The sequence below is a fragment of the Lentzea sp. NBRC 105346 genome, from assembly GCF_030269605.1.
In the GTDB taxonomy this organism is placed as follows: domain Bacteria; phylum Actinomycetota; class Actinomycetes; order Mycobacteriales; family Pseudonocardiaceae; genus Lentzea.
Genome location: NZ_BSTQ01000010.1, coordinates 229444 through 249401 on the forward strand (window position 1 = coordinate 229444; position 19958 = coordinate 249401).

Annotated in this window: 22 protein-coding genes; 13 read left to right on the forward strand and 9 right to left on the reverse strand. The window is 68.9% G+C overall.

Annotation, left to right across the window (positions count from 1 at the left end; translation table 11 throughout):
• The first annotated feature begins 5 nt into the window (after positions 1–5).
• Positions 6–4430 carry a HAMP domain-containing protein gene (locus QSK35_RS22445; protein ID WP_285749286.1) on the forward strand — a complete coding sequence of 1475 codons (4425 nt, stop codon included), beginning with the start codon at positions 6–8 and terminating at the stop codon, positions 4428–4430.
• Between the two features lie 11 nt (positions 4431–4441).
• Here QSK35_RS22445 and QSK35_RS22450 read toward each other — a convergent pair whose 3' ends face one another.
• The 5 genes from QSK35_RS22450 to QSK35_RS22470 all read right to left on the reverse strand — a co-directional run bounded on the left by QSK35_RS22450 (position 4442) and on the right by QSK35_RS22470 (position 7887).
• A complete protein-coding gene (locus tag QSK35_RS22450; protein WP_285749288.1) occupies positions 4442–4822 on the reverse strand; it encodes a response regulator in 381 nt (126 codons plus the stop codon).
• A 35-nt stretch (positions 4823–4857) separates the two neighbouring features.
• Complete coding sequence (locus QSK35_RS22455; protein WP_285749290.1) at positions 4858–5721, reverse strand: DMT family transporter; 864 nt, start codon at positions 5719–5721, stop codon at positions 4858–4860.
• Positions 5722–5725: 4 nt separating this feature from the next.
• Positions 5726–6529, reverse strand: coding sequence for a phosphotransferase family protein (locus QSK35_RS22460; RefSeq protein WP_285749292.1), 804 nt, complete (start codon positions 6527–6529; stop codon positions 5726–5728).
• A 21-nt stretch (positions 6530–6550) separates the two neighbouring features.
• A complete protein-coding gene (locus QSK35_RS22465) occupies positions 6551–7411 on the reverse strand; it encodes a hypothetical protein (RefSeq protein ID WP_285749295.1) in 861 nt (286 codons plus the stop codon).
• Positions 7412–7497: 86 nt separating this feature from the next.
• Positions 7498–7887 carry a hypothetical protein gene (locus tag QSK35_RS22470; RefSeq protein ID WP_285749297.1) on the reverse strand — a complete coding sequence of 130 codons (390 nt, stop codon included), beginning with the start codon at positions 7885–7887 and terminating at the stop codon, positions 7498–7500.
• A gap of 107 nt (positions 7888–7994) precedes the next feature.
• On the opposite strand from QSK35_RS22470, the gene QSK35_RS22475 reads away from it, so the two are divergent.
• Positions 7995–8618 carry a helix-turn-helix transcriptional regulator gene (locus tag QSK35_RS22475; protein WP_285749299.1) on the forward strand — a complete coding sequence of 208 codons (624 nt, stop codon included), beginning with the start codon at positions 7995–7997 and terminating at the stop codon, positions 8616–8618.
• Between the two features lie 3 nt (positions 8619–8621).
• Here QSK35_RS22475 and ligD read toward each other — a convergent pair whose 3' ends face one another.
• Together ligD and QSK35_RS22485 are read right to left on the reverse strand one after the other, a co-directional pair.
• Positions 8622–9623, reverse strand: a complete 1002-nt coding sequence (gene ligD / locus QSK35_RS22480; RefSeq protein ID WP_285749301.1) for a non-homologous end-joining DNA ligase — start codon at positions 9621–9623, stop codon at positions 8622–8624.
• 11 nt (positions 9624–9634) lie between these two features.
• Complete coding sequence (locus QSK35_RS22485; protein ID WP_285749303.1) at positions 9635–10237, reverse strand: TetR/AcrR family transcriptional regulator; 603 nt, start codon at positions 10235–10237, stop codon at positions 9635–9637.
• A 33-nt stretch (positions 10238–10270) separates the two neighbouring features.
• Here QSK35_RS22485 and QSK35_RS22490 point away from each other — a divergent pair, with 33 nt between their 5' ends.
• Genes QSK35_RS22490 through QSK35_RS22500 form a run of 3 tightly spaced genes read left to right on the forward strand, consistent with a single transcriptional unit; the run spans position 10271 to position 13335 of the window.
• Positions 10271–11428 (forward strand): acyl-CoA dehydrogenase family protein, encoded by a 1158-nt coding sequence (locus QSK35_RS22490; protein ID WP_285749304.1) that lies wholly within the window; start codon positions 10271–10273, stop codon positions 11426–11428.
• Positions 11429–11443: 15 nt separating this feature from the next.
• Positions 11444–12613, forward strand: a complete 1170-nt coding sequence (locus tag QSK35_RS22495; protein WP_285749305.1) for an acyl-CoA dehydrogenase family protein — start codon at positions 11444–11446, stop codon at positions 12611–12613.
• A complete protein-coding gene (locus tag QSK35_RS22500) occupies positions 12613–13335 on the forward strand; it encodes a MaoC/PaaZ C-terminal domain-containing protein (RefSeq protein ID WP_285749306.1) in 723 nt (240 codons plus the stop codon). The genes QSK35_RS22495 and QSK35_RS22500 overlap by 1 nt, the downstream gene beginning before the upstream one ends.
• Here QSK35_RS22500 and QSK35_RS22505 read toward each other — a convergent pair.
• Positions 13294–13941 carry a GntR family transcriptional regulator gene (locus QSK35_RS22505; protein ID WP_285749308.1) on the reverse strand — a complete coding sequence of 216 codons (648 nt, stop codon included), beginning with the start codon at positions 13939–13941 and terminating at the stop codon, positions 13294–13296. The two genes, QSK35_RS22500 and QSK35_RS22505, sit on opposite strands and share 42 nt — an antisense overlap.
• Before the next feature lie 81 nt (positions 13942–14022).
• Here QSK35_RS22505 and QSK35_RS22510 point away from each other — a divergent pair, with 81 nt between their 5' ends.
• The 8 genes from QSK35_RS22510 to QSK35_RS22545 all read left to right on the forward strand — a co-directional run bounded on the left by QSK35_RS22510 (position 14023) and on the right by QSK35_RS22545 (position 19747).
• A complete protein-coding gene (locus QSK35_RS22510; RefSeq protein ID WP_285749310.1) occupies positions 14023–14973 on the forward strand; it encodes an asparaginase in 951 nt (316 codons plus the stop codon).
• Positions 14974–15095: 122 nt separating this feature from the next.
• Positions 15096–15386 carry a hypothetical protein gene (locus QSK35_RS22515; RefSeq protein ID WP_285749312.1) on the forward strand — a complete coding sequence of 97 codons (291 nt, stop codon included), beginning with the start codon at positions 15096–15098 and terminating at the stop codon, positions 15384–15386.
• 7 nt (positions 15387–15393) lie between these two features.
• Positions 15394–15798: a peptide-methionine (R)-S-oxide reductase MsrB gene (msrB, locus tag QSK35_RS22520; protein WP_285749315.1), complete on the forward strand. Its 405-nt coding sequence runs from the start codon at positions 15394–15396 to the stop codon at positions 15796–15798.
• Positions 15799–16027: 229 nt separating this feature from the next.
• Entirely contained in the window at positions 16028–16933 is a 906-nt protein-coding gene (locus QSK35_RS22525; RefSeq protein ID WP_285749317.1) for a TIGR04222 domain-containing membrane protein, read from the forward strand.
• Complete coding sequence (locus QSK35_RS22530; RefSeq protein WP_285749319.1) at positions 16849–17829, forward strand: TIGR04222 domain-containing membrane protein; 981 nt, start codon at positions 16849–16851, stop codon at positions 17827–17829. Before QSK35_RS22525 ends, QSK35_RS22530 begins: the two co-directional genes overlap by 85 nt.
• Positions 17783–18592 (forward strand): TIGR04222 domain-containing membrane protein, encoded by an 810-nt coding sequence (locus tag QSK35_RS22535; protein ID WP_285749321.1) that lies wholly within the window; start codon positions 17783–17785, stop codon positions 18590–18592. Before QSK35_RS22530 ends, QSK35_RS22535 begins: the two co-directional genes overlap by 47 nt.
• A 1-nt stretch (position 18593) precedes the next feature.
• Positions 18594–19403 (forward strand): MbnB/TglH/ChrH family RiPP precursor modification enzyme, encoded by an 810-nt coding sequence (locus tag QSK35_RS22540; RefSeq protein WP_285749322.1) that lies wholly within the window; start codon positions 18594–18596, stop codon positions 19401–19403.
• Positions 19400–19747 carry an SCO6045 C-terminal-like domain-containing protein gene (locus tag QSK35_RS22545; RefSeq protein WP_285749324.1) on the forward strand — a complete coding sequence of 116 codons (348 nt, stop codon included), beginning with the start codon at positions 19400–19402 and terminating at the stop codon, positions 19745–19747. Before QSK35_RS22540 ends, QSK35_RS22545 begins: the two co-directional genes overlap by 4 nt.
• A gap of 22 nt (positions 19748–19769) precedes the next feature.
• Here QSK35_RS22545 and QSK35_RS22550 read toward each other — a convergent pair.
• Positions 19770–19958 (reverse strand): hypothetical protein (locus QSK35_RS22550; protein WP_285749326.1); only part of this gene is annotated, 189 nt, incomplete at its 5' end.

A 19958-nucleotide genomic window follows, 5' to 3' on the forward strand; every position in this document is an offset into this window, starting at 1 on the left:
CCACAATGGCAGAACGGACCCAACAGGCACCGGATCGGCTGCAGCAGCTGCTCGGCGGTCTCAAAGCCGTGCGGGACGGTGACTTCAGCACCCGGCTCCCCCAGGTCGACGACGTGCTGATGGACGAGATGGCGACCGTCTTCAACGGCATGGTCGACCAGCTCGCCCGGTTCACCTCCGAGGTGACCCGCGTGGCGCGCGAGGTGGGCACCGAGGGCAAGCTGGGCGGTCAGGCGCAGGTCCAGGGCGTTTCCGGCACCTGGAAGGACCTGACCGACTCGGTGAACGCCATGGCGGGCAACCTGACCGACCAGGTGCGCGACATCGCGCAGGTCGCGACGGCAGTGGCGAAGGGCGACCTGACCCAGAAGATCACCGTCGACGTCAAGGGCGAGATGCTGGAGCTCAAGCTGACCATCAACACGATGGTCGACCAGCTGTCCGCCTTCGCCGACGAGGTCACCCGCGTCGCCCGCGAGGTGGGCAGCGACGGACGTCTCGGCGGCCAGGCCGAGGTGCCCGGCGTCGCCGGCACGTGGCGCGACCTCACCGCGTCCGTGAACTTCATGGCGGGCAACCTGACCGACCAGGTGCGCAACATCGCCCAGGTGACCACGGCGGTCGCGAAGGGCGACCTGACCCAGAAGATCACCGTCGACGCCCGCGGCGAGATCCTCGAGCTCAAGTCGACGATCAACACGATGGTCGACCAGCTGTCCGCCTTCGCCGACGAGGTCACCCGCGTCGCCCGCGAGGTGGGCACGGACGGCGCGCTGGGCGGCCAGGCGCAGGTACCCGGCGTCGCCGGCACGTGGCGCGACCTGACCACGTCGGTGAACTTCATGGCCGGCAACCTCACCGACCAGGTGAGATCGATCGCCCAGGTCGCGACGGCGGTCGCCCGCGGCGACCTGACCCAGAAGATCACCGTCGACGCCCGCGGCGAGATCCTCGAACTGAAGAACACCATCAACACGATGGTCGACCAGCTCTCCTCGTTCGCCGACGAGGTCACCCGCGTCGCCCGCGAGGTGGGCACCGAGGGCCGGCTGGGCGGCCAGGCCGACGTGCAGGGCGTGTCCGGCACCTGGAAGGACCTCACCGAGTCGGTGAACTTCATGGCGGACAACCTCACCGACCAGGTGCGGTCGATCGCCCAGGTGACGACCGCGGTCGCGAAGGGCGACCTGACGCAGAAGATCCGGGTCGACGCGCGCGGCGAGATCCTGGAGCTGAAGGAGACCATCAACACGATGGTCGACCAGCTGTCGGCGTTCGCGGACGAGGTCACCCGCGTCGCCCGCGACGTCGGCACGCAGGGCAACCTGGGCGGGCAGGCGACCGTGCGCGGTGTGTCCGGCACGTGGAAGGACCTGACCGACAACGTCAACGTGATGGCGTCGAAGCTGACGACCCAGGTGAGATCGATCGCCCAGGTCGCGACGGCCGTCGCGAAGGGCGACCTGTCGCAGAAGATCGACGTCGAGGCCAAGGGTGAGGTCGCCGCGCTGGCCCAGACGATCAACACGATGGTCGACACGCTGTCCGCGTTCGCCGACGAGGTCACCCGCATGGCGCGCGAGGTGGGTACCGAGGGCATCCTCGGCGGCCAGGCGCGCGTGCCGAACGTCGCGGGCACGTGGAAGGACCTCACCGACAACGTCAACTCGATGGCGCACAACCTGACCAGCCAGGTGCGCTCGATCGCCCAGGTCACCACGGCGGTGGCGCAGGGCGACCTGACCAAGAAGATCGACGTCGACGCCCGCGGCGAGATCCTCGAGCTCAAGACCACGATCAACACCATGGTCGACCAGCTGTCCGGCTTCTCCGCCGAGGTCACGCGCGTGGCCCGCGAGGTCGGCAGCGAGGGAAGGCTGGGCGGCCAGGCCGAGGTCGAGGGCGTGTCCGGCACCTGGAAGCGCCTGACGGAGAACGTGAACGGCCTCGCCGGCAACCTGACCCGCCAGGTGCGCGCGATCGCGGAGGTCACCAGCGCGGTCGCGACCGGCGACCTGACGCGGTCGATCTCCGTCGAGGCGCAGGGCGAGGTGGCCGAGCTCAAGGACAACATCAACGCGATGGTGCAGTCCCTGCGCGAGACCACCCTGGCCAACCAGGAACAGGCCTGGTTGAACACCAACCTCGCCCGCATCTCCGGCCTCATGCAGGGTCACCGCGACCTGTCGGCCGTGGCATCGCTGATCATGAACGAGCTGGCGCCGCTGGTCGGCGCGCAGCACGGCACGTTCTTCCTGACCGGCGAGGACGCACGGCTGCGGCTGATCGCCTCGTACGGCCACCTCGACGACGGCTCGATGCCGCAGGAGTTCGAGCTGGGCCAGTCGCTCGTCGGCCAGGTCGCGCTCACCAAGAAGCCGATCGTGGTGGAGACGCCGCCGGACTACGTGAAGATCTCGTCCAGCATCGGGTCGTCGACGCCGGTCAACCTGATCGTGCTTTCCATCCCGTTCGAGGACCAGGTGCTCGGCGTGATCGAGCTGGCGTCGTTCTCCCGGTTCACGCCGGTGCAGCGCGACTTCCTCGAGCAGCTGATGGAGACCATCGGCGTCAACGTCAACACGATCATCGCGAACGCCCGCAACGACGCGCTGCTCGACGAGTCGCAGCGCCTGGCGGGCGAGCTCGGCGCGCGGTCCGACGAGCTGCAGTCGCAGCAGGCGGAGCTGCGCCGGTCCAACGCCGAGCTGGAGGAGAAGGCCGAGCTGCTGGCGCGGCAGAACCGCGACATCGAGGTGAAGAACTTCGAGATCGAGCAGGCGCGGCAGGAGATCGAGGAACGCGCGCAGCAGCTGGCGCTCGCGTCGAAGTACAAGTCGGAGTTCCTCGCGAACATGTCGCACGAGCTGCGCACGCCGTTGACCTCGCTGCTCATCCTCGCCGGCGTGCTGGCGCAGAACCCGTCGCGCAACCTCACGCCCAAGCAGGTCGAGTTCGCCAACGTGATCCACTCGGCGGGCACGGACCTGCTGCAGCTGATCAACGACATCCTCGACCTGTCGAAGGTCGAGGCGGGCAAGATGGACATCCACCCGGAGCCGTTCCCGCTGGCGCAGCTGCTGGAGTACGTGCAGACGACGTTCCGCCCGCTGACCGCGGAGAAGGAGCTGGAGTTCGACGTCACGGTCGCGGAGAGCGTGCCGGAGGAGCTGCTGACCGACCAGCAGCGGCTGCGGCAGGTGCTGCGCAACCTGCTGTCCAACGCGGTGAAGTTCACCGAGGCGGGCAAAGTCGGGCTGCGGGTCAGCCTGGAGGAGTCGATGCTGGTGTTCTCGGTGTCGGACACCGGCATCGGCATCGCCGAGGAGAACCTGCACTCGATCTTCGGCGCGTTCCAGCAGGCCGACGGCACGACGTCGCGCAAGTACGGCGGCACCGGCCTGGGCCTGTCGATCAGCCGCGAGGTGGCGTACCTGCTCGGCGGTGAGATCCGCGCGGAGTCGGTGCTGGGCAAGGGAAGCACGTTCTCGCTGCACATTCCGGTCGACCACTTCGGACAGCCCGCGCGCCGGATCATCGACGCGCCGCGCAAGGCCGAACCGGCCGATTTCTCCGTCGAGGCCGGCATGCGGATGCTGGTGCTGGAGGCGGCGGACAACGGCCTGCTCACCATGATCGCGCGTGGCGTCGCGGGCGATCTCGTGGAGACGCACGGGACCGTCCACGTCACGACGGTGAACAACCCCGACGAGGCACTCGAGGTGCTGTCCGTGCAGCCGCACCAGTGCGTCGTGCTGGACATCAGCCTGCCCGGCGCGACGGCCCTGACGTTCCTCAAACGGCTCAGCGACTCGCCCGTCATGGGCCTGCCCGAGATGCCGGTGCTGGCACACGCGACGCTGAAGCTCAGCGCCGCGCAGGACCGGTTGCTGCAGGCCCAGATCCGCAACAAGCCGGTCGAGGTGCTGACGTCGCTCGACGAACTGCGGGAGCGGATCACCCTGCACCTCTCGGCGAGCGAGCTGCTGCGACCACTGTCGTCGTCCACTCAGGACACTCCGGCCGTCGAGCCGCCGTCGTTCACCGAGCTGCAGGGCCGCAAGGTGTTGCTGATCGACGACGATACGCGAAACGTGTTCGCGATCGCGGGAATGCTGGAGCTCAACGGGCTCACCGTGACGCACGCGCCCAACGGCCGCAAGGGAATCGACGAGCTGCTCGCCGCGCCGGACGACATCGAGCTCATCCTGATGGACGTGATGATGCCGGAGATGGACGGCTACGCGACGACGGCCGCGATCCGCGAGATGCCCAGGTTCGCGGACCTGCCGATCATCACGGTGACGGCGAAGGCGATGGAGGGTGACCGGGAGAAGTCGCTGGCCTCGGGTGCGTCGGACTACGTCACGAAACCCGTCGAGGCCAACGAGTTGCTGTCCTGCATGGCGCGCTGGCTCAGGCGCCCCTAGCGGTCAGGAGGTCAGGCACTAAGGCCGAGCCTGCGGATGACGGCGAGGATCTGGTCATTGGGCGCGCCCTTGATCAGATACTCGCTGACGCCGGCGTCCATGATGTCCGCGATCGTCGCGTCGTCGAGGTAGGCGGAGAACGCCATCAGCTTGGTGCGGGGCACGACGCGGCGCAGCTGGCGTGCCGCGTGCACGCCACCCCCACCGGGCATGCGCACGTCGAGCACGGCGACGGCGGGCGAGTGCCGCTCGGCGAGCGCGATCGTTTCCTCGACATCGGTTGCGACAGCCACGACCGACAGATCGGGCTCGTTCTCCAACAACGCGCACAACGCCCCGGCGATGTTGCGGTCGTCGTCCGCGATGAGCACCCGCAATTTCTCGGTGTTCACGGTGCCTCCGGTTCGCAGATGACTCAATTATCCGATCAAGTCACCGCTGTCCGCAACGCGCCCACGTAGACGCCGGCGAGCACCAGCACCCCGCCGATCGCCAGCGCCGGCCCGACCGGCTCGTCGTCGAGCCACACCGAGAGCGCGATCGTGACGAACGGCGCGATAACGAACACGTAGGCCGTGCGCGAGGCCGCCCAGTGTTTCAACACGACCAGGTACAACCCGAACACGACCACCGACCCGACGACGACAAGATATGCCAACGCGGTCCACGTCTCGGCTTTCGCCGGAATCGTCTGGTTTTCCCGTGCCGCGAAACTTGCCACGAGCAGGAGAATCGCGCCGACCGTCATGCCGACCGCGTTCACCACGACCGGATGAACCTGCGGGAACCTGCGGACCGTCACCGCGGCCTGCGCGATGCACACCGCACTGGCGATCGCCGCGACGAGCGCGGTGCCGGGCACGCCGCCCAGCGAGGCGCGCCCGAGGACCGCAACGCCCGCGAGCGCGAGCACCGTCCCGGCCACGGCCGCCAGGCGCAGCCGTTCCTGCCGTTGCGCGACGGCCAGCAACAGCGTCAGCAACGGGACGAGCGCGAGCAGCGTCTGCCCCAGCCCGGCGTGCATGTGCAGCAGCGCGTAGTACGCCAGCGCGTACGCCACCCCGATGTTGAGCACCCCGAAGATCGCCGCTCCGGCGAGCGCCCGCCCCCGCGGCAGCCGCAGCCGCAACGCGACCATGAGCGCGACGAACAACGCCGCGGCGAGCGTGAACCGCAGCCCGGCACCCCACAACGGATCCAGTTCGCGGTTGCTGAACCGGATGCCCACACCGTTGGCGCCGGCGAGCACCGCGCTCGCCGTGAAACTCGCCAGCGCGACGCGTTCGGCCATCCGGTCAGTCTAGGCCGAACCACCGTTGCGCCAACCGGTCCAAAGTCCTCTCCTGACCAGGCAGTTCCTTCAAGTACCAGGCGAGGTTCGAGTACACGTGCAGCAGCGTGTACGCCATGACCTTGCGCGGGTCCGGCGCCTCGCCGTAGGCCTTCGTGAGGGCGCGCTGCTTTTCCTGGTCGCCCTTGGTGACGAAGATGCCCGTCGCGACGAACTCATACTCCGTCGCACCCCTCATCGCCGGCTCGAAGTCGAACAGGCCGGTCAGCTTCCCGTCCTGTTCGACCAGGTGCGCGTTCATCACCTCGGTGTGCAGGAACGCGGTTCTCGCGTTGCCGAGATCGGTGTTGTTTAGGAAGTCGTCGATCTGTTCCCGCCAATGCGGGTCGAGGTCCCGCTGCTGTGCCGTGGCGTTGCGCTGCTGCTGCTCGACGAACCGCGGCCAGTCCGGTGCCGGCAGGCTTTCGGGTGGCGTGATCGCGTGGAGGTCTTTCAGTGCCTCGCCGAGTTGGGCGCACTGGCTGACGGTCGCGCTCTCGACCGGTGTGCCGTGCAACCGTTGCATGAGGACATAGCCCCAGCCTTCGAACTCGCCGGTGTCGTGGAGTTTCGGCGTGGGGATCGCCAGTTTTCCCTGGACCGCTTGGAGTGCGGCTGCCTCCACTGCGGACTCGTCGGCGTCCTCGGGCGGGAACAGCTTCAGCACCAGATCGTCGCCGATCGCGTAGACCGGCAGGGAGCCTTCCTCGAAGCGCTCGGCTTCCTGCTTCAGGCCGAGGTGCGCCCGCAGCGCGTCGACTACCGTCACGCGGCGACGCTACCGGCCCAACTAGTCGGCGGGTGTCATGTCGTCGCCGAGGTCGAGCCTGACTCCCACTCGCCGGCTCGCATCCACATTCCTCACGATCAGGTGAAGCCAGGAGCGACCGTCGGACGAGTTCACCTCAACATCGAAGTCGTCCCGCTCGCGCCGGAGACCAATGACTTCGTGCCGGACCCGGCAGTCCTTCGGAAAGATCAGCTTGTGCTGCATGTTCTCGATGGGCCGACTGAAGTGCGACACGAACTGGTCCGGCTGCCCCTGCACCAGCAGCGGCGCCCACTTCGCCGGCCACGCCACGTCAACCTGCAAGCACACGACATCGTCCCGTACCCACGGTGTGGTGAACGCCATCAACAACTCGAGCCTGCCGTCACGCCTCCAGTGGTGCACCACCGGCAGCCGAACATCGACATGGTCACCGTCGACGACGCTGGTGATCCTGAACCGCACTTTGCGTCGCACCCGGTCGGGTTGTGGCCGGCCGGCACCGAGCCGAACCCTGAAGTACTGCACCATGTCCTCGACCTCGCGCCACTCCTCGATCCGCCACGAGTTCGCCATGTGCTCGAATGCCACGTCGAGCAGGTCCTCGAACATGGCCCGATAGGCGTTGGCCTTCGCCGAATGCGTTCGAGCTGACCGAACGACGATGATGGCGACCGCCGCCGCGGCGAGAAAGACCGCGATCACGGCGAATGACCGGACGGCCGTCACGCCGAACAGCGCACTGAGTGCGCCGCCCAACGTCAACAGGGTCAGGAGTGCCGCAGCGAAACTGGGCACTCCGACATCGTGGAGGTAGCCCTCGAACCATTCACGAAACTCCCGAACACGCCCCGTCACCCACCCTGAGATCAGGCCCCGCATGGGCCTGACCTCCAACTGGACTGGGTCGACGTGGGCGTGTCGATACGCCATGCGCGTATTACCCGGCGGGAGCTCCGTCCACCCGATCAGCTCCGGGCCACGGCCAGCCGGTTCAGCGCCACGGCGCCCACGAACAACCCGAAGTCGCGCAGCGCCACGTCGTAGTACCCGGACAGCGTGAGCAGGTTGAAGATGATCCCGAGCAGCCACGCCGCCACCACGAGGCTGCCGATCTTCGGCCGCACCGCGACCAGCACGCCGGCGAGTACCTCGATGACGCCGACGGCGTACATGGCCTGCTGCGCCGTCCCCGGCACGATCCCGTCGATCCACGGCGCCAGGTAGCCGGGCCAGTCGACGAGCAGGTTCGTGAACTTGTCGAGCCCGAACAGGATCGGCGCAACCGTGAACACCGTGCGCAGCGCCAGGTAGGCCTGGGTGACGGCGTCGGACCGCACGGCGGTGCGAAGGGACATGATCGTCCTCCTTCTAAAGTCAACTTAGTTCTAAAATAGAAGCTGGTTGATATTAGAGGACGTCAGGGGTTGTTTAGTCAAGGGGCGTTGGTTTTACACTCGGACGGGTGGAGCAGAACATTGCGGCCGTCGCCGCGCTCGACGAGCCCACGCGCCGCCGGCTGTACGACTTCGTCGTCGCCCAGCCGGTGGCCGTCGGGCGGGACGAGGCCGCCCAGGCCGTGGGGGTGCCGCGCCCCACGGCCGCCTTCCACCTGGACAAGCTGGCCGAAGAGGGGTTGCTGGAGGTCGTCTTCGAACGGCGCACCGGCAAGAGCGGGCCCGGCGCCGGGCGGCCGGCCAAGCTGTACAAGCGGTCGGCCAACGAGTTGCGCGTCAGCCTGCCCGAGCGGCGCTACGACCTCGTCGCACAACTGCTCGCGGCCGCTGTCGAAGAAGGCGGCGCGCTCGCCCGAGCGGCTCTCGAGCGCAAGGCGATGGAGCAGGGCACGCAGCTCGCCCCCAAGGACGACGACGCCGTGCTGGCCGTGCTCGCCGAGCACGGGTACGAACCGACCAGAGACGGCGACGGGTACGTGTTGCGCAACTGCCCGTTCCACGCGCTCGCGCAGGAGCATCGCGCCCTGATCTGCGGCGCGAACCTCAACCTGCTGCAGGGCGTGCTGTGCAAGTCCAGGTTCATCCCGCGGCTCGCCCCCCAGGAGGGCTACTGCTGCGTGCGCCTCGACTGAGGGCTAGTCCGGCTTGCGGGCACGGGACGGCTGCACGCGGGGAGGCTCGCCCGGCATCTTCGGATAGTCGGGCGGGTAGGGCATCTCGCCGCGCGGGTCGCGCTCGTACCACTCCAGCAGCGTCTCGAGCCCGAAAGCCTCGGAGTCCAGCGCCGCGTGTGGATCACCGTGCGATGCAAGGTACGAAGGCACCGTGAAGATGTCGAAGTCGTCCGGGTCCACAGTGGACAAGGTGTCCCAGGTGACCGGGGTGGACACGGTTGCCCGCGGCGTCCCGCGCACCGACCACGCCGACGCGATCGTGCGGTCCCGCGCCACCTGGTTGAAGTCGATGAACACCCGCTCGCCGCGTTCTTCCTTCCACCACGCGGTGGTCGCCAGTGCCGGGGCCCGGGACTCGACCTCGCGCGCCAGCGCGATCACCGCGTGCCGGACGTCGATGAAGTCCCAGGAGGGCCGGATCCGGACAGCCACGTGGATGCCGCGCCCGCCGGAGGTCTTGGGATAGCCGGTCATTCCCAGCTCGGAAAGAACCTCACGCAACACCGAAGCGACCCGCACGGCGTCGGAGAAGTCCGTGCCCGGCTGCGGATCCAGGTCGATCCGCAGCTCGTCCGGGTTGTCGACCAACGGCCGGCGCACGGGCCACGGGTGGAAGTCGAACGTGCCGAGGTTCGCCGCCCACACCAGCACCGCGGGTTCGGTCGGGCACACCTCGTCGGCGGGCCGGCCGGACGGGAACTTGATCTGTGCCGTCTCCACATACGAGGGCGCGCCCTTGGGCACGCGCTTCTGGTAGAACGCCTCGCCCTCGACGCCGTCGACGTAGCGCTTCAACGTCGTCGGCCGGTCGCGCAGCACCGCCAGCAGAGGCGAGGCGACCGACGCGTAGTACTCGACGACCTGGCGCTTCGTGATGCCCCGCGAGGGGAAGTACACCTTGTCCGGGTTGGACACCCGGACTACGCGATCACCGACGGTCAGCTCAATCGCCTTGGCAGCCACGGGAAAGAACCCTAGAGGCCACGCACGTAGGCCGCGAGCGCCAGCTCGAAGCTGTCGCGGTCCAGTTCCTCGGCGACGGAAGGCAGCAGGTGCGCGCGGTCGAGGTGCGGATACCGGCCGGAGTACACCGTGGGGTCGGTGGAGAAGCCGCTGGTGAACGTGCTCAGCGCGGCGCCGAACACGATGTACATCAGGCCGGCGGCGATCATCGTCGCCTCGCGGCGCGACCAGCCCGCGGCGACCAGGGCGCCGTGCAGCACGTCCAGGCGTTCCAGCGACGCCTCGCGGCGAGCCGGGCCGTAGGCCAGGAACGGCACGATGTTCGGGTGCGAGGCGAGCGCCGCGCGGTACGAGCGCGCGCACTCGACCAAGCCCTGGCGCCAGTCCCCCGACGCGAAGCCGGAGACGTCGACCTTCTCCAGGATCGACGTGGCGACCTGGTGCAACAGGTCTTCCTTCGTCGCGACGTGCCCGTACAGCGAGGCCGCCCGCACGCCCAGCTCGGCCGCGAGCTTGCGCATCGACAGGCCGTCCAGCCCGTCGCGGTCGATGATGGCGAGCGCCACCTCACGGATTCGCGTCGGGCTCAGCAGTGGGGTGCTTGGCCGCGGCATGTCGGTTACGTTATACCTAACACCGTTCGGTTTATGGGAGGACGTGTGGACCTGCGCCTGTCGGACGAGCACCGTCAGCTGAAAGAGCTAGCGCACCGCTTCACCGAGGAGCGGATCGTTCCGCACGCCACCAGGTGGGACCGGGACGAGGCGATCGACCGCGACCTGGTGCCCGCGCTCGGCGAGGTCGGGTTCCTCGGGCTCGGCATCGACGAGGAGTACGGCGGGTCCGGCGGCGACAACCTCGCCTACTGCCTGGTGCTCGAAGAGGTCGCGCGCGGCGACTCCGCGGTGCGCGGCATCATCTCCGTCAGCCTTGGGCTCGTCGCCAAGACGATCTTCAAGCACGGCACCGAGCAGCAGAAACGCCAGTACCTCCCAGAGCTCTGCACAGGCGCCAAGATCGGCTGCTTCGCGCTCACCGAGCCCGGCACCGGCAGCGACGCGGGCAGCCTCTCCACCAAAGCCGAGAACAACCAAGACGGCTGGGTCCTCAACGGCCGCAAGGTGTTCATCACCAACGGCACCTGGGCCGACGTGGCCCTCGTGTTCGCCCGCACCGGCGGCCCCGGCCCCAAGGGCGTCAGCGCGTTCCTCGTCCCGACCGACACACCGGGATTCGACGCGAAAGAGATCCACGGCAAGCTCGGCATGCGCGGCCAGGCCACCGCGGAGATCACCCTCGACGACGTCCGGGTCCCCGAAGAGGCCCTGCTGAGCCACGAAGGCTTCAAGATCGCGATGGGTGCGCTCGCCAAGGGCCGCATGTCGGTCGCCGCCGGTTGCGTCGGCGCCGCGCGGGGCGCGTTCGAGGCCGCACTGAAGTACGCCAAGGAACGCGAGCAGTTCGGCAAGCCGATCGCCGGGTTCCAGCTCGTGCAGGAGCTGCTGGCCGACATGGCCGTGGAAACGGACGCCGCGCGCCTGCTGACGTGGCGCGTCGCCGACCTGGCCGACCGCGGCGAACCGTTCGGCACCGAGGCGTCGATGGCGAAGCTGTACGCGAGCGAAGCGGCCGTCCGGGTCGCGAACAACGCGATCCAGGTGTTCGGCGGCTACGGCTACATCGACGAGTACCCGGTGGGCAAGTACCTGCGGGACGCCCGCGTGACGACCCTCTACGAGGGCACCAGCCAGATCCAGAAACTGCTCATCGGCCGAGCGCTGACGGGCATCAACGCGTTCGTTTAACCCGAGGAGGGACCGATGGACTTCACGCTCGACGAGGAGCAGAAGGAGATCCGGGACTGGGTGCGCACGTTCGTGCGCAAGGAGGTCATGCCCCTGGAGCCCGAGGTCCTGCGGCGCGAACGGGCCGGCCAGCAGGGCCTGCCCCGCGAGGAGCTGAAGGCACTGCAGAACAAGGCCAAGGAGGCCGGGTTCTTCGGTGTCCTGACGCCGCAGGAGTACGGCGGCATGGGCCTCGGCGCGGTCATGACGGCGTTGCTGGAGGCCGAGCTCGGCCGCACGTTCGTGCCGTTCCGCTTCGGCGGCTACGCGGACAACATCCTGTTCCACGGCAACGACGAACAGAAGCAGCGCTACCTGCTGCCGACGATCTCCGGCGAGCGCATCTCGTGCTTCGCGATCACCGAGCCCGGCGCCGGTTCCGACGCCAAGGCGATCCGCACGTCCGCGCGGCGCGAGGGCGACGAGTGGCTGATCAACGGCGAGAAGACGTTCATCACGCAGGGCAACGAGGCCGACTTCGTGATGGTGTTCGCCGTGACGGACAAGGAGAAGGGCGCCAATGGCGGCGTCACCTGCTTCCTCGTCGACCGCGACATGGGCTGGAAGTCCGAGCCGATCCCGACGATGGGCCAGTGGGGCCCGGCCGCGCTGGTGTTCGACAACGTGCGTGTGCCGCACGAGAACATCCTCGGCGAGGAGGGCAAGGGCTTCGAGCTGGCCATGCAGTGGATCGGCCAGGGCCGCTACCTGCTGCCCGCCCGCGCGCTCGGTTCGGTCGAACGCCTGGTGGAGATGGCGATCGAACAGGCCAAGAACCGCGTGACGTTCGGCCAGCCCATCGCCGAGTACCAGGCCATCCAGTGGATGATCGCGGACTCGGCGGTCGAGATCGAGGCGCTGCGCTGGCTCGTGCTGCACGCCGCGTGGCTCGTCGACCAGGGCGCCGACTCCCGGCAGGCGCAGTCGATCGCGAAGCTCTACGGCGGCATCAAGGCCAACGAGATCGTCGACCGCGTGCTGCAGATCCACGGCGGCATGGGCTACACGCGCGAGCTGCCGATCGAGCGGTGGTACCGCGAGCTGCGCCTGCTGCGCATCTACGAGGGCACCGACGAGATCCAGCGCCGCACCATCGCGCGCAACCTGCTCAAGGGCCACGCGAACGTGCGCGGCACCCTGGGGTAATGCTCGACCACTCGATCCTGGGCGTCGTCGAGGTCCGCGAACAGTCGTGGACCCTCGACGACGCCTCGGTGTACGAGGCGGCGGTCGGTGGTCCGTCGCCGGCGTTCCCGATCACGCTCGCCCAGCACGGCGGACCGCAACTGGGACTGACCGGCGCCGACATGACGCAGGTGCTGCACGCCACGCAAACCCTTGTGGTCGAACAACCTCTGCCGGCCGAGGGCACGATGACCGTGACGAAGACGGTCACGGACATCTTCGACAAGGGCTCCGGCGCGCTGGTCGTGAGCACCTGGGAGACGCCGTACTTCAGCACCCGGTCGTCGTGCTTCGTCAAGGGCGAGGGCGGGTTCGGCGGCCCGCGCGGCAGCACCCCGGAACTCGAAGTCCCGCAACGCGCGCCGGACCGGACGTGGACGTACCAGACCACCGAGGACCAGGCGTTGCGCTATCGCGAGACCGGTGACGTGAACCCCATGCACTGGGATCCGGAGTTCGCCGCGAAGGCCGGGTTCGACCGGCCGATCCTGCACGGGCTGTGCACGCTCGGCATCGCACTCGCCGGCATGAAGGCAAGCATGATCGACTGCCGCTTCACCGCGCCGGTGTACCCCGGTGAACTGCTGACCGTCGAGCACTGGGACGGCGGCGAGTTCCGCGTCCGCACGGATCGGGTCGTACTAGTCGGCCAGGCTCGTGATCATCTGGGCGCACACGCGTGACAGGTGCTTGCGCATGATCTGACCGGCCCGCTGCGCGTCCCCGGCGACGACGGCGTTGATCAGCTCGTCGTGGTCGTCCATCGACGCGAACTGGTGCGGCGCGTCGTCCTCGAGTCGGGCGCGGAGCAGCACGACCTTCTGCTGCACGAGCCGGACCTGCTCGGCGATCCGCGGCGACCGCGCCGCCTCCAGCAGGGCCTGGTGGAACGCGAGGTCGAGGCGGTACGGAAACTTCACGCCCGCGTGGTAGTTGCGCCGCGACTCCTCCGACACGGCCCGCAGCCGCGCGATGTCGACGTCGGTGCGGCGGGAGGCGGCGAGCTCGGCGGCCGCGCACTCGAGCGCGGTGCGCAGCTCGAACAGTGCCTTGACCTCGGCCTGGTCGGCCATCGGCACGCGCGCGCCGCGGTGCGGGACCAGCTCCAGGAGTCCTTCGGCGGCCAGTCCGCGGATGGCCTCGCGCAGTGGTCCGCGCGAGATGCCCAGGCGGTGGGCGATCTCGACCTCGTTGACCCGGGACCCCGCCGGCAGCTCACCCGTCAGGACCAGCTCGCGCAGCACGTCAACGGCCTGTCCCGCCAGTGAGAGGTGCAGAGGTTGCGTCACATCGCACTCCAAAGCTAGACGCCAGTCCCACTACGTCTGTAAACTGTCGACAGTTGGCAGTCTACACCCGGAGGAGAAGACATGGTGCACGAGGTGGTGGCCGAGGTCTGGCGTGGCGATTTCCTCGAGTCGGTGCACCACGGCACCCTGGTCGCCGTCCGCGACGACGAGATCCAGTTCGCCGTCGGCCGGCCGGACCTGGTCAGCTTCCCCCGCTCGTCCAACAAGCCCCTGCAGGCCCTGGCGATGCTGCGCAGCGGCCTCGAGCTCGACGGCGACCTGCTCGCGCTCGCGTGCGCCAGCCACTCCGGTGAGGACTTCCACGTCGAGGGCGTGAACCGGATCCTCGCGAAGGCCGGGCTGACAGTGGACGCGTTGCAGTGCACACCCGACCTGCCGCTCGGCGAGGCCGCCCAGCGTGAACACCTCGCGCGCGGACTCGGCGCCGAGCCCAAGTACATGAACTGCTCCGGCAAGCACGCCGCCATGCTCGCCACCTGTGTCGCCAACGGCTGGTCCACGGACGACTACCTCTCCCCCGAACACCCGCTGCAGGTCGCCACGCGCGAGACGATCGAGGACCTGGCCGGCGAGCAGGTCGGCGCCGTCGGCGTCGACGGGTGCGGCGCCCCCATCTTCGGCATCAGCCTCGTCGGGCTGGCGCGGGCGTTCGCGCGGCTGGCGTCGGCTGCCGAGGGGACGCTGGAGTACCGCGTCGCCCGTGCGATGAACGAGTTTCCCGAGTGGGTCGGCGGCACCGGGCGCGACGTCACGACGTTGATGCGCGCCATCCCCGGTCTGGTCGCCAAGGACGGCGCCGAGGGTGTCTACGCGGTCGGGCTGCCCAACGGGTCCGCGGTCGCACTGAAGATCGCCGACGGCTCGTCGCGCGCCCGCGCTGTCGTGGTCGTCGAGGCGCTGCGGCTGCTCGGGGCCGACGTCGACTCGGTGACCGAGCTGGCCACCGTTCCCGTGCTCGGGCACGGACGGACGGTTGGCGCCGTCCGCCCGGCGCTCGCACTGGCGGGCTGAAGCCGCCACGTCCGGGACCGCCCCCGTCCCGGACCGCCGAGGGCGACCTTCACGAAACGGCCGTGAAGGTCGCCCTCGTGGCGTGAACACAAGGTTCACGAATCGCCCATTACGCTGGTCGCATGGCCAAGAAGCCGGACGAGAACGATCGGTTCACCGAGGACCTGGTCGGACTCGACCCGCAGGACCCGGAGGCGCGCGAGTTCGCCGCCCACCTCGACCGGATGGAGCGCGAGCACCCCGGTTACACGGTCGAGGGCTACCTCGCCGGGGTGCAGGACTTCGCGGACTCGGCGAACCGCACGACCGGGCACCGGCGCCTGGTGGCCGTGCTGGTCGTGGGAATGATCCTCCTCGCGGTGGCGTTGACCGTGTGGTTCGCGCTGAGCGACATCCTCACGTTCATCTTCTGAGGGAGCCATGGAACCCAAGGTCGTCCACACCGAAGAGGAGTGGCGGGCGAAGCTGAGCCCCGCCGAGTACCACGTGCTGCGGCAGGCGGGCACCGAGCGCGCGTTCACCGGTGAGTACACCGACACCAAGACCGAGGGCGTGTACGAGTGCCGGGCCTGCGGCGCCGAACTGTTCCGCAGCGACGCGAAGTTCGAGTCGCACTGCGGGTGGCCGTCGTTCTTCACGCCGCTCGCGGGTGACGCCGTCATCGAGCGCGAGGACGTCTCGCTCGGGATGCGGCGCGTCGAGGTGATCTGTGCGACGTGTCACAGCCACCTGGGCCACGTCTTCGAAGGCGAGGGCTATCCCACCCCCACCGACCAGCGGTACTGCATCAACAGCATCAGCCTGCGACTCGTCCCGGGTGAGTGATCCTCATTCCCAAGAGGATGGTCAGAAGCAAGCATCGTCGCGCAGACTTGGGTTGGTAATCATTCCCACTGGGAGGCGACGACATGTTCAAAGGCACCGACGGCGAGGGCTCGAGCGGCTGCGACGGCGGCACGTCAAGCTGAAACCCTAAGGTTTTCCCAAGTAGCTTGTGACCATGTGGTCCACCCCACACCATTACTGCACTAACGGCAGCCAGGGGGTGGGCCACATGCAGCGTCCATGGGGATTGTCGGGGCCGGAGTTCCTTCAGTACTACTGGATCGCGCTCGCCGTGTGCGTGGTGATCGCGATCATCGTCCGGGTGCGCGTGAAGGCGGGCAACGACCAGCCCGTGCGCACTCTCGACCTCGACGAACTCGCTTATCTGGCCGGTGGTCCGCGGCGCGTGGTCGAGGCGTCGATCGCGCGGCTGCTCACGGCCGAAGCGCTGCGCACCTCGCGGCGTGGCGCGGTGCAGTCGACCGGATCGGTGCACGTCGTGAACCCCATCGACCTCGCCGTCATCGCGGACGCCGAGCGCTACACCAACCGCACGATCAGCCTGCTCGTCCCGAACGTGGCCAAGGACTACGCGGTCACGACGATCGGCACGCGCCTGCACCAGGCCGGGCTGATCCTCGACCGGGACGAGGTCAAGTCCAGGCTGCGCAAGGGCGCGATCCCGTTGTGGTTGCTGCTCGTGGTCGGAATTGTGCGGTGGGTCAACGGAATCGGCATCGGCGCGCCCGTCGGCTGGCTCACGCTGCAGCTCGTCATCACCGGATTGCTGATCTTCATCGTCACTCGACGTGGCAGGCTGATGCGCACCAGCAAGGGGGACCGTGTGCTCAGCCAGGCTCGTTCGGGTGGCGCCACAGGGGGTGCGACCGGCCCGGCGTCACTGGAGTACGCCGGGGCCGCCGGGCTGGTCGCCTTGGGCGGGCTCCTCGCCTACCCGGATCTCACGGTGCGCAGCGCCTTGATGGCGGCGCCGTACAACTCCGGTAGTGGCTACGTGTCATCCGGCAGCAGCTGTTCCACCGCGTCGTCGTGCTCCAGCGGGAGCAGCTGCTCGAGTGGCAGCAGCTGCGGCGGGGGCGGCGGCTGTGGTGGCGGCTGCGGCGGCGGAAGTTGAGCCTGTTCGTCGCGGCCTACGTGGCCGCGGTGCTCGCAGGGGTGGCGGTCGGCGTCCGGATCAAGCAGGTTCGGGGCGCCGACCGGCGGGAACCGTTGTCGCCCGAGGAGATCGGCTTCCTCACCGGCGGTCCCGTCCGGGCGGCCGAGGTGGCCGTCACCGCGCTCATCTCCGAGCACAGAGCGAAGTTCGACGGTGACCGGCTGGTGGCCGACGAGCCCGGTGCGGTGGACAGTCCGATCGGGACGGCCGTGCGAGAACAGCTCGGCGGCCGGCTCGACGACATCATCGCCCGGACCGCGAACAGCCAAGCCGTGCAACGACTGGGCGGCCGCCTGCTCGCCGGCGGCATGCTGGTCGCACCGCGCACCCGGTTGCGCCGGGCGATCATCGCGACCCTGCCGTTGCTACTCCTCGCGGGCCTGTTGACCGCGTGGAACGAGTGGACGCCGTGGACGGTCGGTGCCGGAGTGCTCACGCTCGCAGGGATTGTGGGACTGCTCGTAACGCCACCGCCCGTGCTGACGACCTCGGGTAGCAGGGCGTTGCTGGCCGCCACCGCGGGTCTCGCGCCGGTCGACCCGGCCGAGCTCACGGCGAGGTACGGTCTGCGCCGCCCGAAGGCACCGGCGCCACCCCGGCGGCGGGAAGTCGTGCAGACAGCCGTTTTCGACGGCCACACCGTGGAACGGATCGAGGCGGACGACGCGTCGAACCAGACGCTCCCGCGACTACGCAGGGGCGCCACTGTTCTGGACGAGCCGGTGTACCGCATCCGGCCGGTCTGGGCCGCGGGGTGGTTCGCGGGCGGGTGGCTGGCGGGTGAGCTGCTCAGTGAGGTGGGCGATGGTGACTTCATCGACACGGGTTTCTTCGACGGCTTCGGCGACGCCTGAGGAGACCGCGTTCCTGATCAGTGGTGCGGCCCGCGCGGGCGAGGTGGCGATCGCCCGGCTGCTCGACGCGGACCTGATCCGCATCTCACGGCAGGGGCTCGTCAGCGCGGTCAACCGGCCGGGCGGCCCGGCCACACCGCTGGAGGCGCAGATCCTGGGCAGCGTCCGGATCAGCCCGCAGAACCTCGACGCGGTCGCCAAGGCCGCCGCGTACAGCCGCGAGGCGGAGGCGTTGCGGCAGCACCTGTTCGCGAGCGGTCTGCTCCGCAAGCCACGGCGCGGCAGGCTGGGCGGGTGGCTGGCGATGTTCGGCGTCGTGGCCGTCGTGATCGGCCTCAACGAACCGAACTTCCCCGTCTATCTGGCCGCCGGGATCGCCCTGTTCGCGGGCGGAGTGCTGTTCGGGAAGCGTGGTGCGCTGACCCGCAGAGGCAAGCGCGTCGTCAAGAAGGCGGTCGCGCGCGACCGCGTCACCGCGGTGGCGGTGCACGGCCTGCGGGGCAAGATCCGCGACCGGTACGTCTACTCGCTGTTCGACCTGACGGCGAGCGTCGCGGGCATGCTGCCCACGCGCCGGAAGAAGCGCAAGCACAGCGGCTCCAGCAGCAGTAGCAGCGGCTGCGGGTCGGGTTGTTCGAGTTGCGGTGGGTCGAGCTGCGGCGGTAGCAGTTGTTCGTCGAGCAGCAGCTGCTCGTCCGGCAGCAGCTGCTCGTCGGGCTCCAGCTGCGGCGGTGGTGGTTGTGGTGGCGGAGGAGGGGACTGAGTTGCTCCCGAAACTGGGTGTCGGCATCGGCTGGCGGTCGGAGATCGACCTCACCGTCGAGCGGCTGCCGGGGGTGGACTTCGTCGAGGTGGTCGCGGAGAACATCCACATCGGACACCTGCCGGAATCCGTCGCGCTGCTGCGGGAACGCGGTGTGCCGATCCTCCCCCACGCCGTGTCGCTGTCGCTCGGCGGCGCCGAAGAGGTTGACGCGCAACGGGTCCGGCATCTCGCCGAGGTCGCCGAGGCACTCGACGCCCCGCTGGTGAGCGACCACGTGTGCTTCGTCCGCGCGGGCGGGCTGGACTCCGGGCACCTGATGCCGGTCCCCCGCACGCGCGACGCGCTGGCCGTGCTCGTCGCCAACGTCAAGGCGGCACAACAGGATCTGCCCGTGCCGCTGGCGCTGGAGAACGTCGCCGCGCTGCTCGAATGGCCCGACGGCGAGCTGACCGAGGGACAGTTCCTCGCCGAGCTCGTCTCGCAGACCGACTGCTATCTGCTCGTGGACGTCGCGAACCTGTACGCCAACGCGCGCAACCTGGGCACCGACCCGGACCGGTTCCTCGACGAGATCCCGTTGGAGCGCCTCGCCTACGTCCACGTGGCCGGCGGCGTCGAGCACGGCGAGCTCTACCACGACACGCACGCGCACGCGGTGCGCCAGGAGGTGCTCGACCTGCTGGACGAACTGTGCTCCCGCGTGGCACCACCCGGCGTGCTGCTCGAGCGCGACGACAACTACCCGTCCGACACCGAGATCGCGACCGAGCTGGCCGCGATCCGCGCGGTCGTGGAGAAGCACCAGTGACCGAGGCACGCGACCGGCTGGCCGCCGCGCAGGCGGAGCTGTTGCGCGCATTACTCGCCGACGGCCCGATTCCTTCTGGTTTCGACGAAAAACGAATCGTCGCGGAGCGGCGGGCGCTGCTGGCTAAACGACGTGGCGTGGTGGCAATGCTCGGGCCGGAGGTCGCGGGCGACCTCGGCGACCGGTTCCGCCCGTTGTTCGACGAGTACGCGGTAGCCCATCCGCGCGCGGCGGGCAGCCGAATGCGCGAGGACGCCGCCGCTTTCGCCCAATGGGCACGCGACCGCGGCGAACTCACTCCCCTTCAGCCCCAACGCAAGCACTGGTGGCGACGCACCCGCTGACCGCCGCTCACTCCACTTGCGCTCACCGGCCGTAGCCCATCCGCACACGGCGGGCAGCCGAATGCACGACGACGACGCCGGCTTCGCCCAATGGGCACGCGACCGCGGCGAACTCACTCCCCTTCAGCCCCAACGCAAGCACTGGTGGCGACGCACCCGCTGACCGCCGCTCACTCCACTTGCGCTCACCGGCCGTAGCCCATCCGCACAC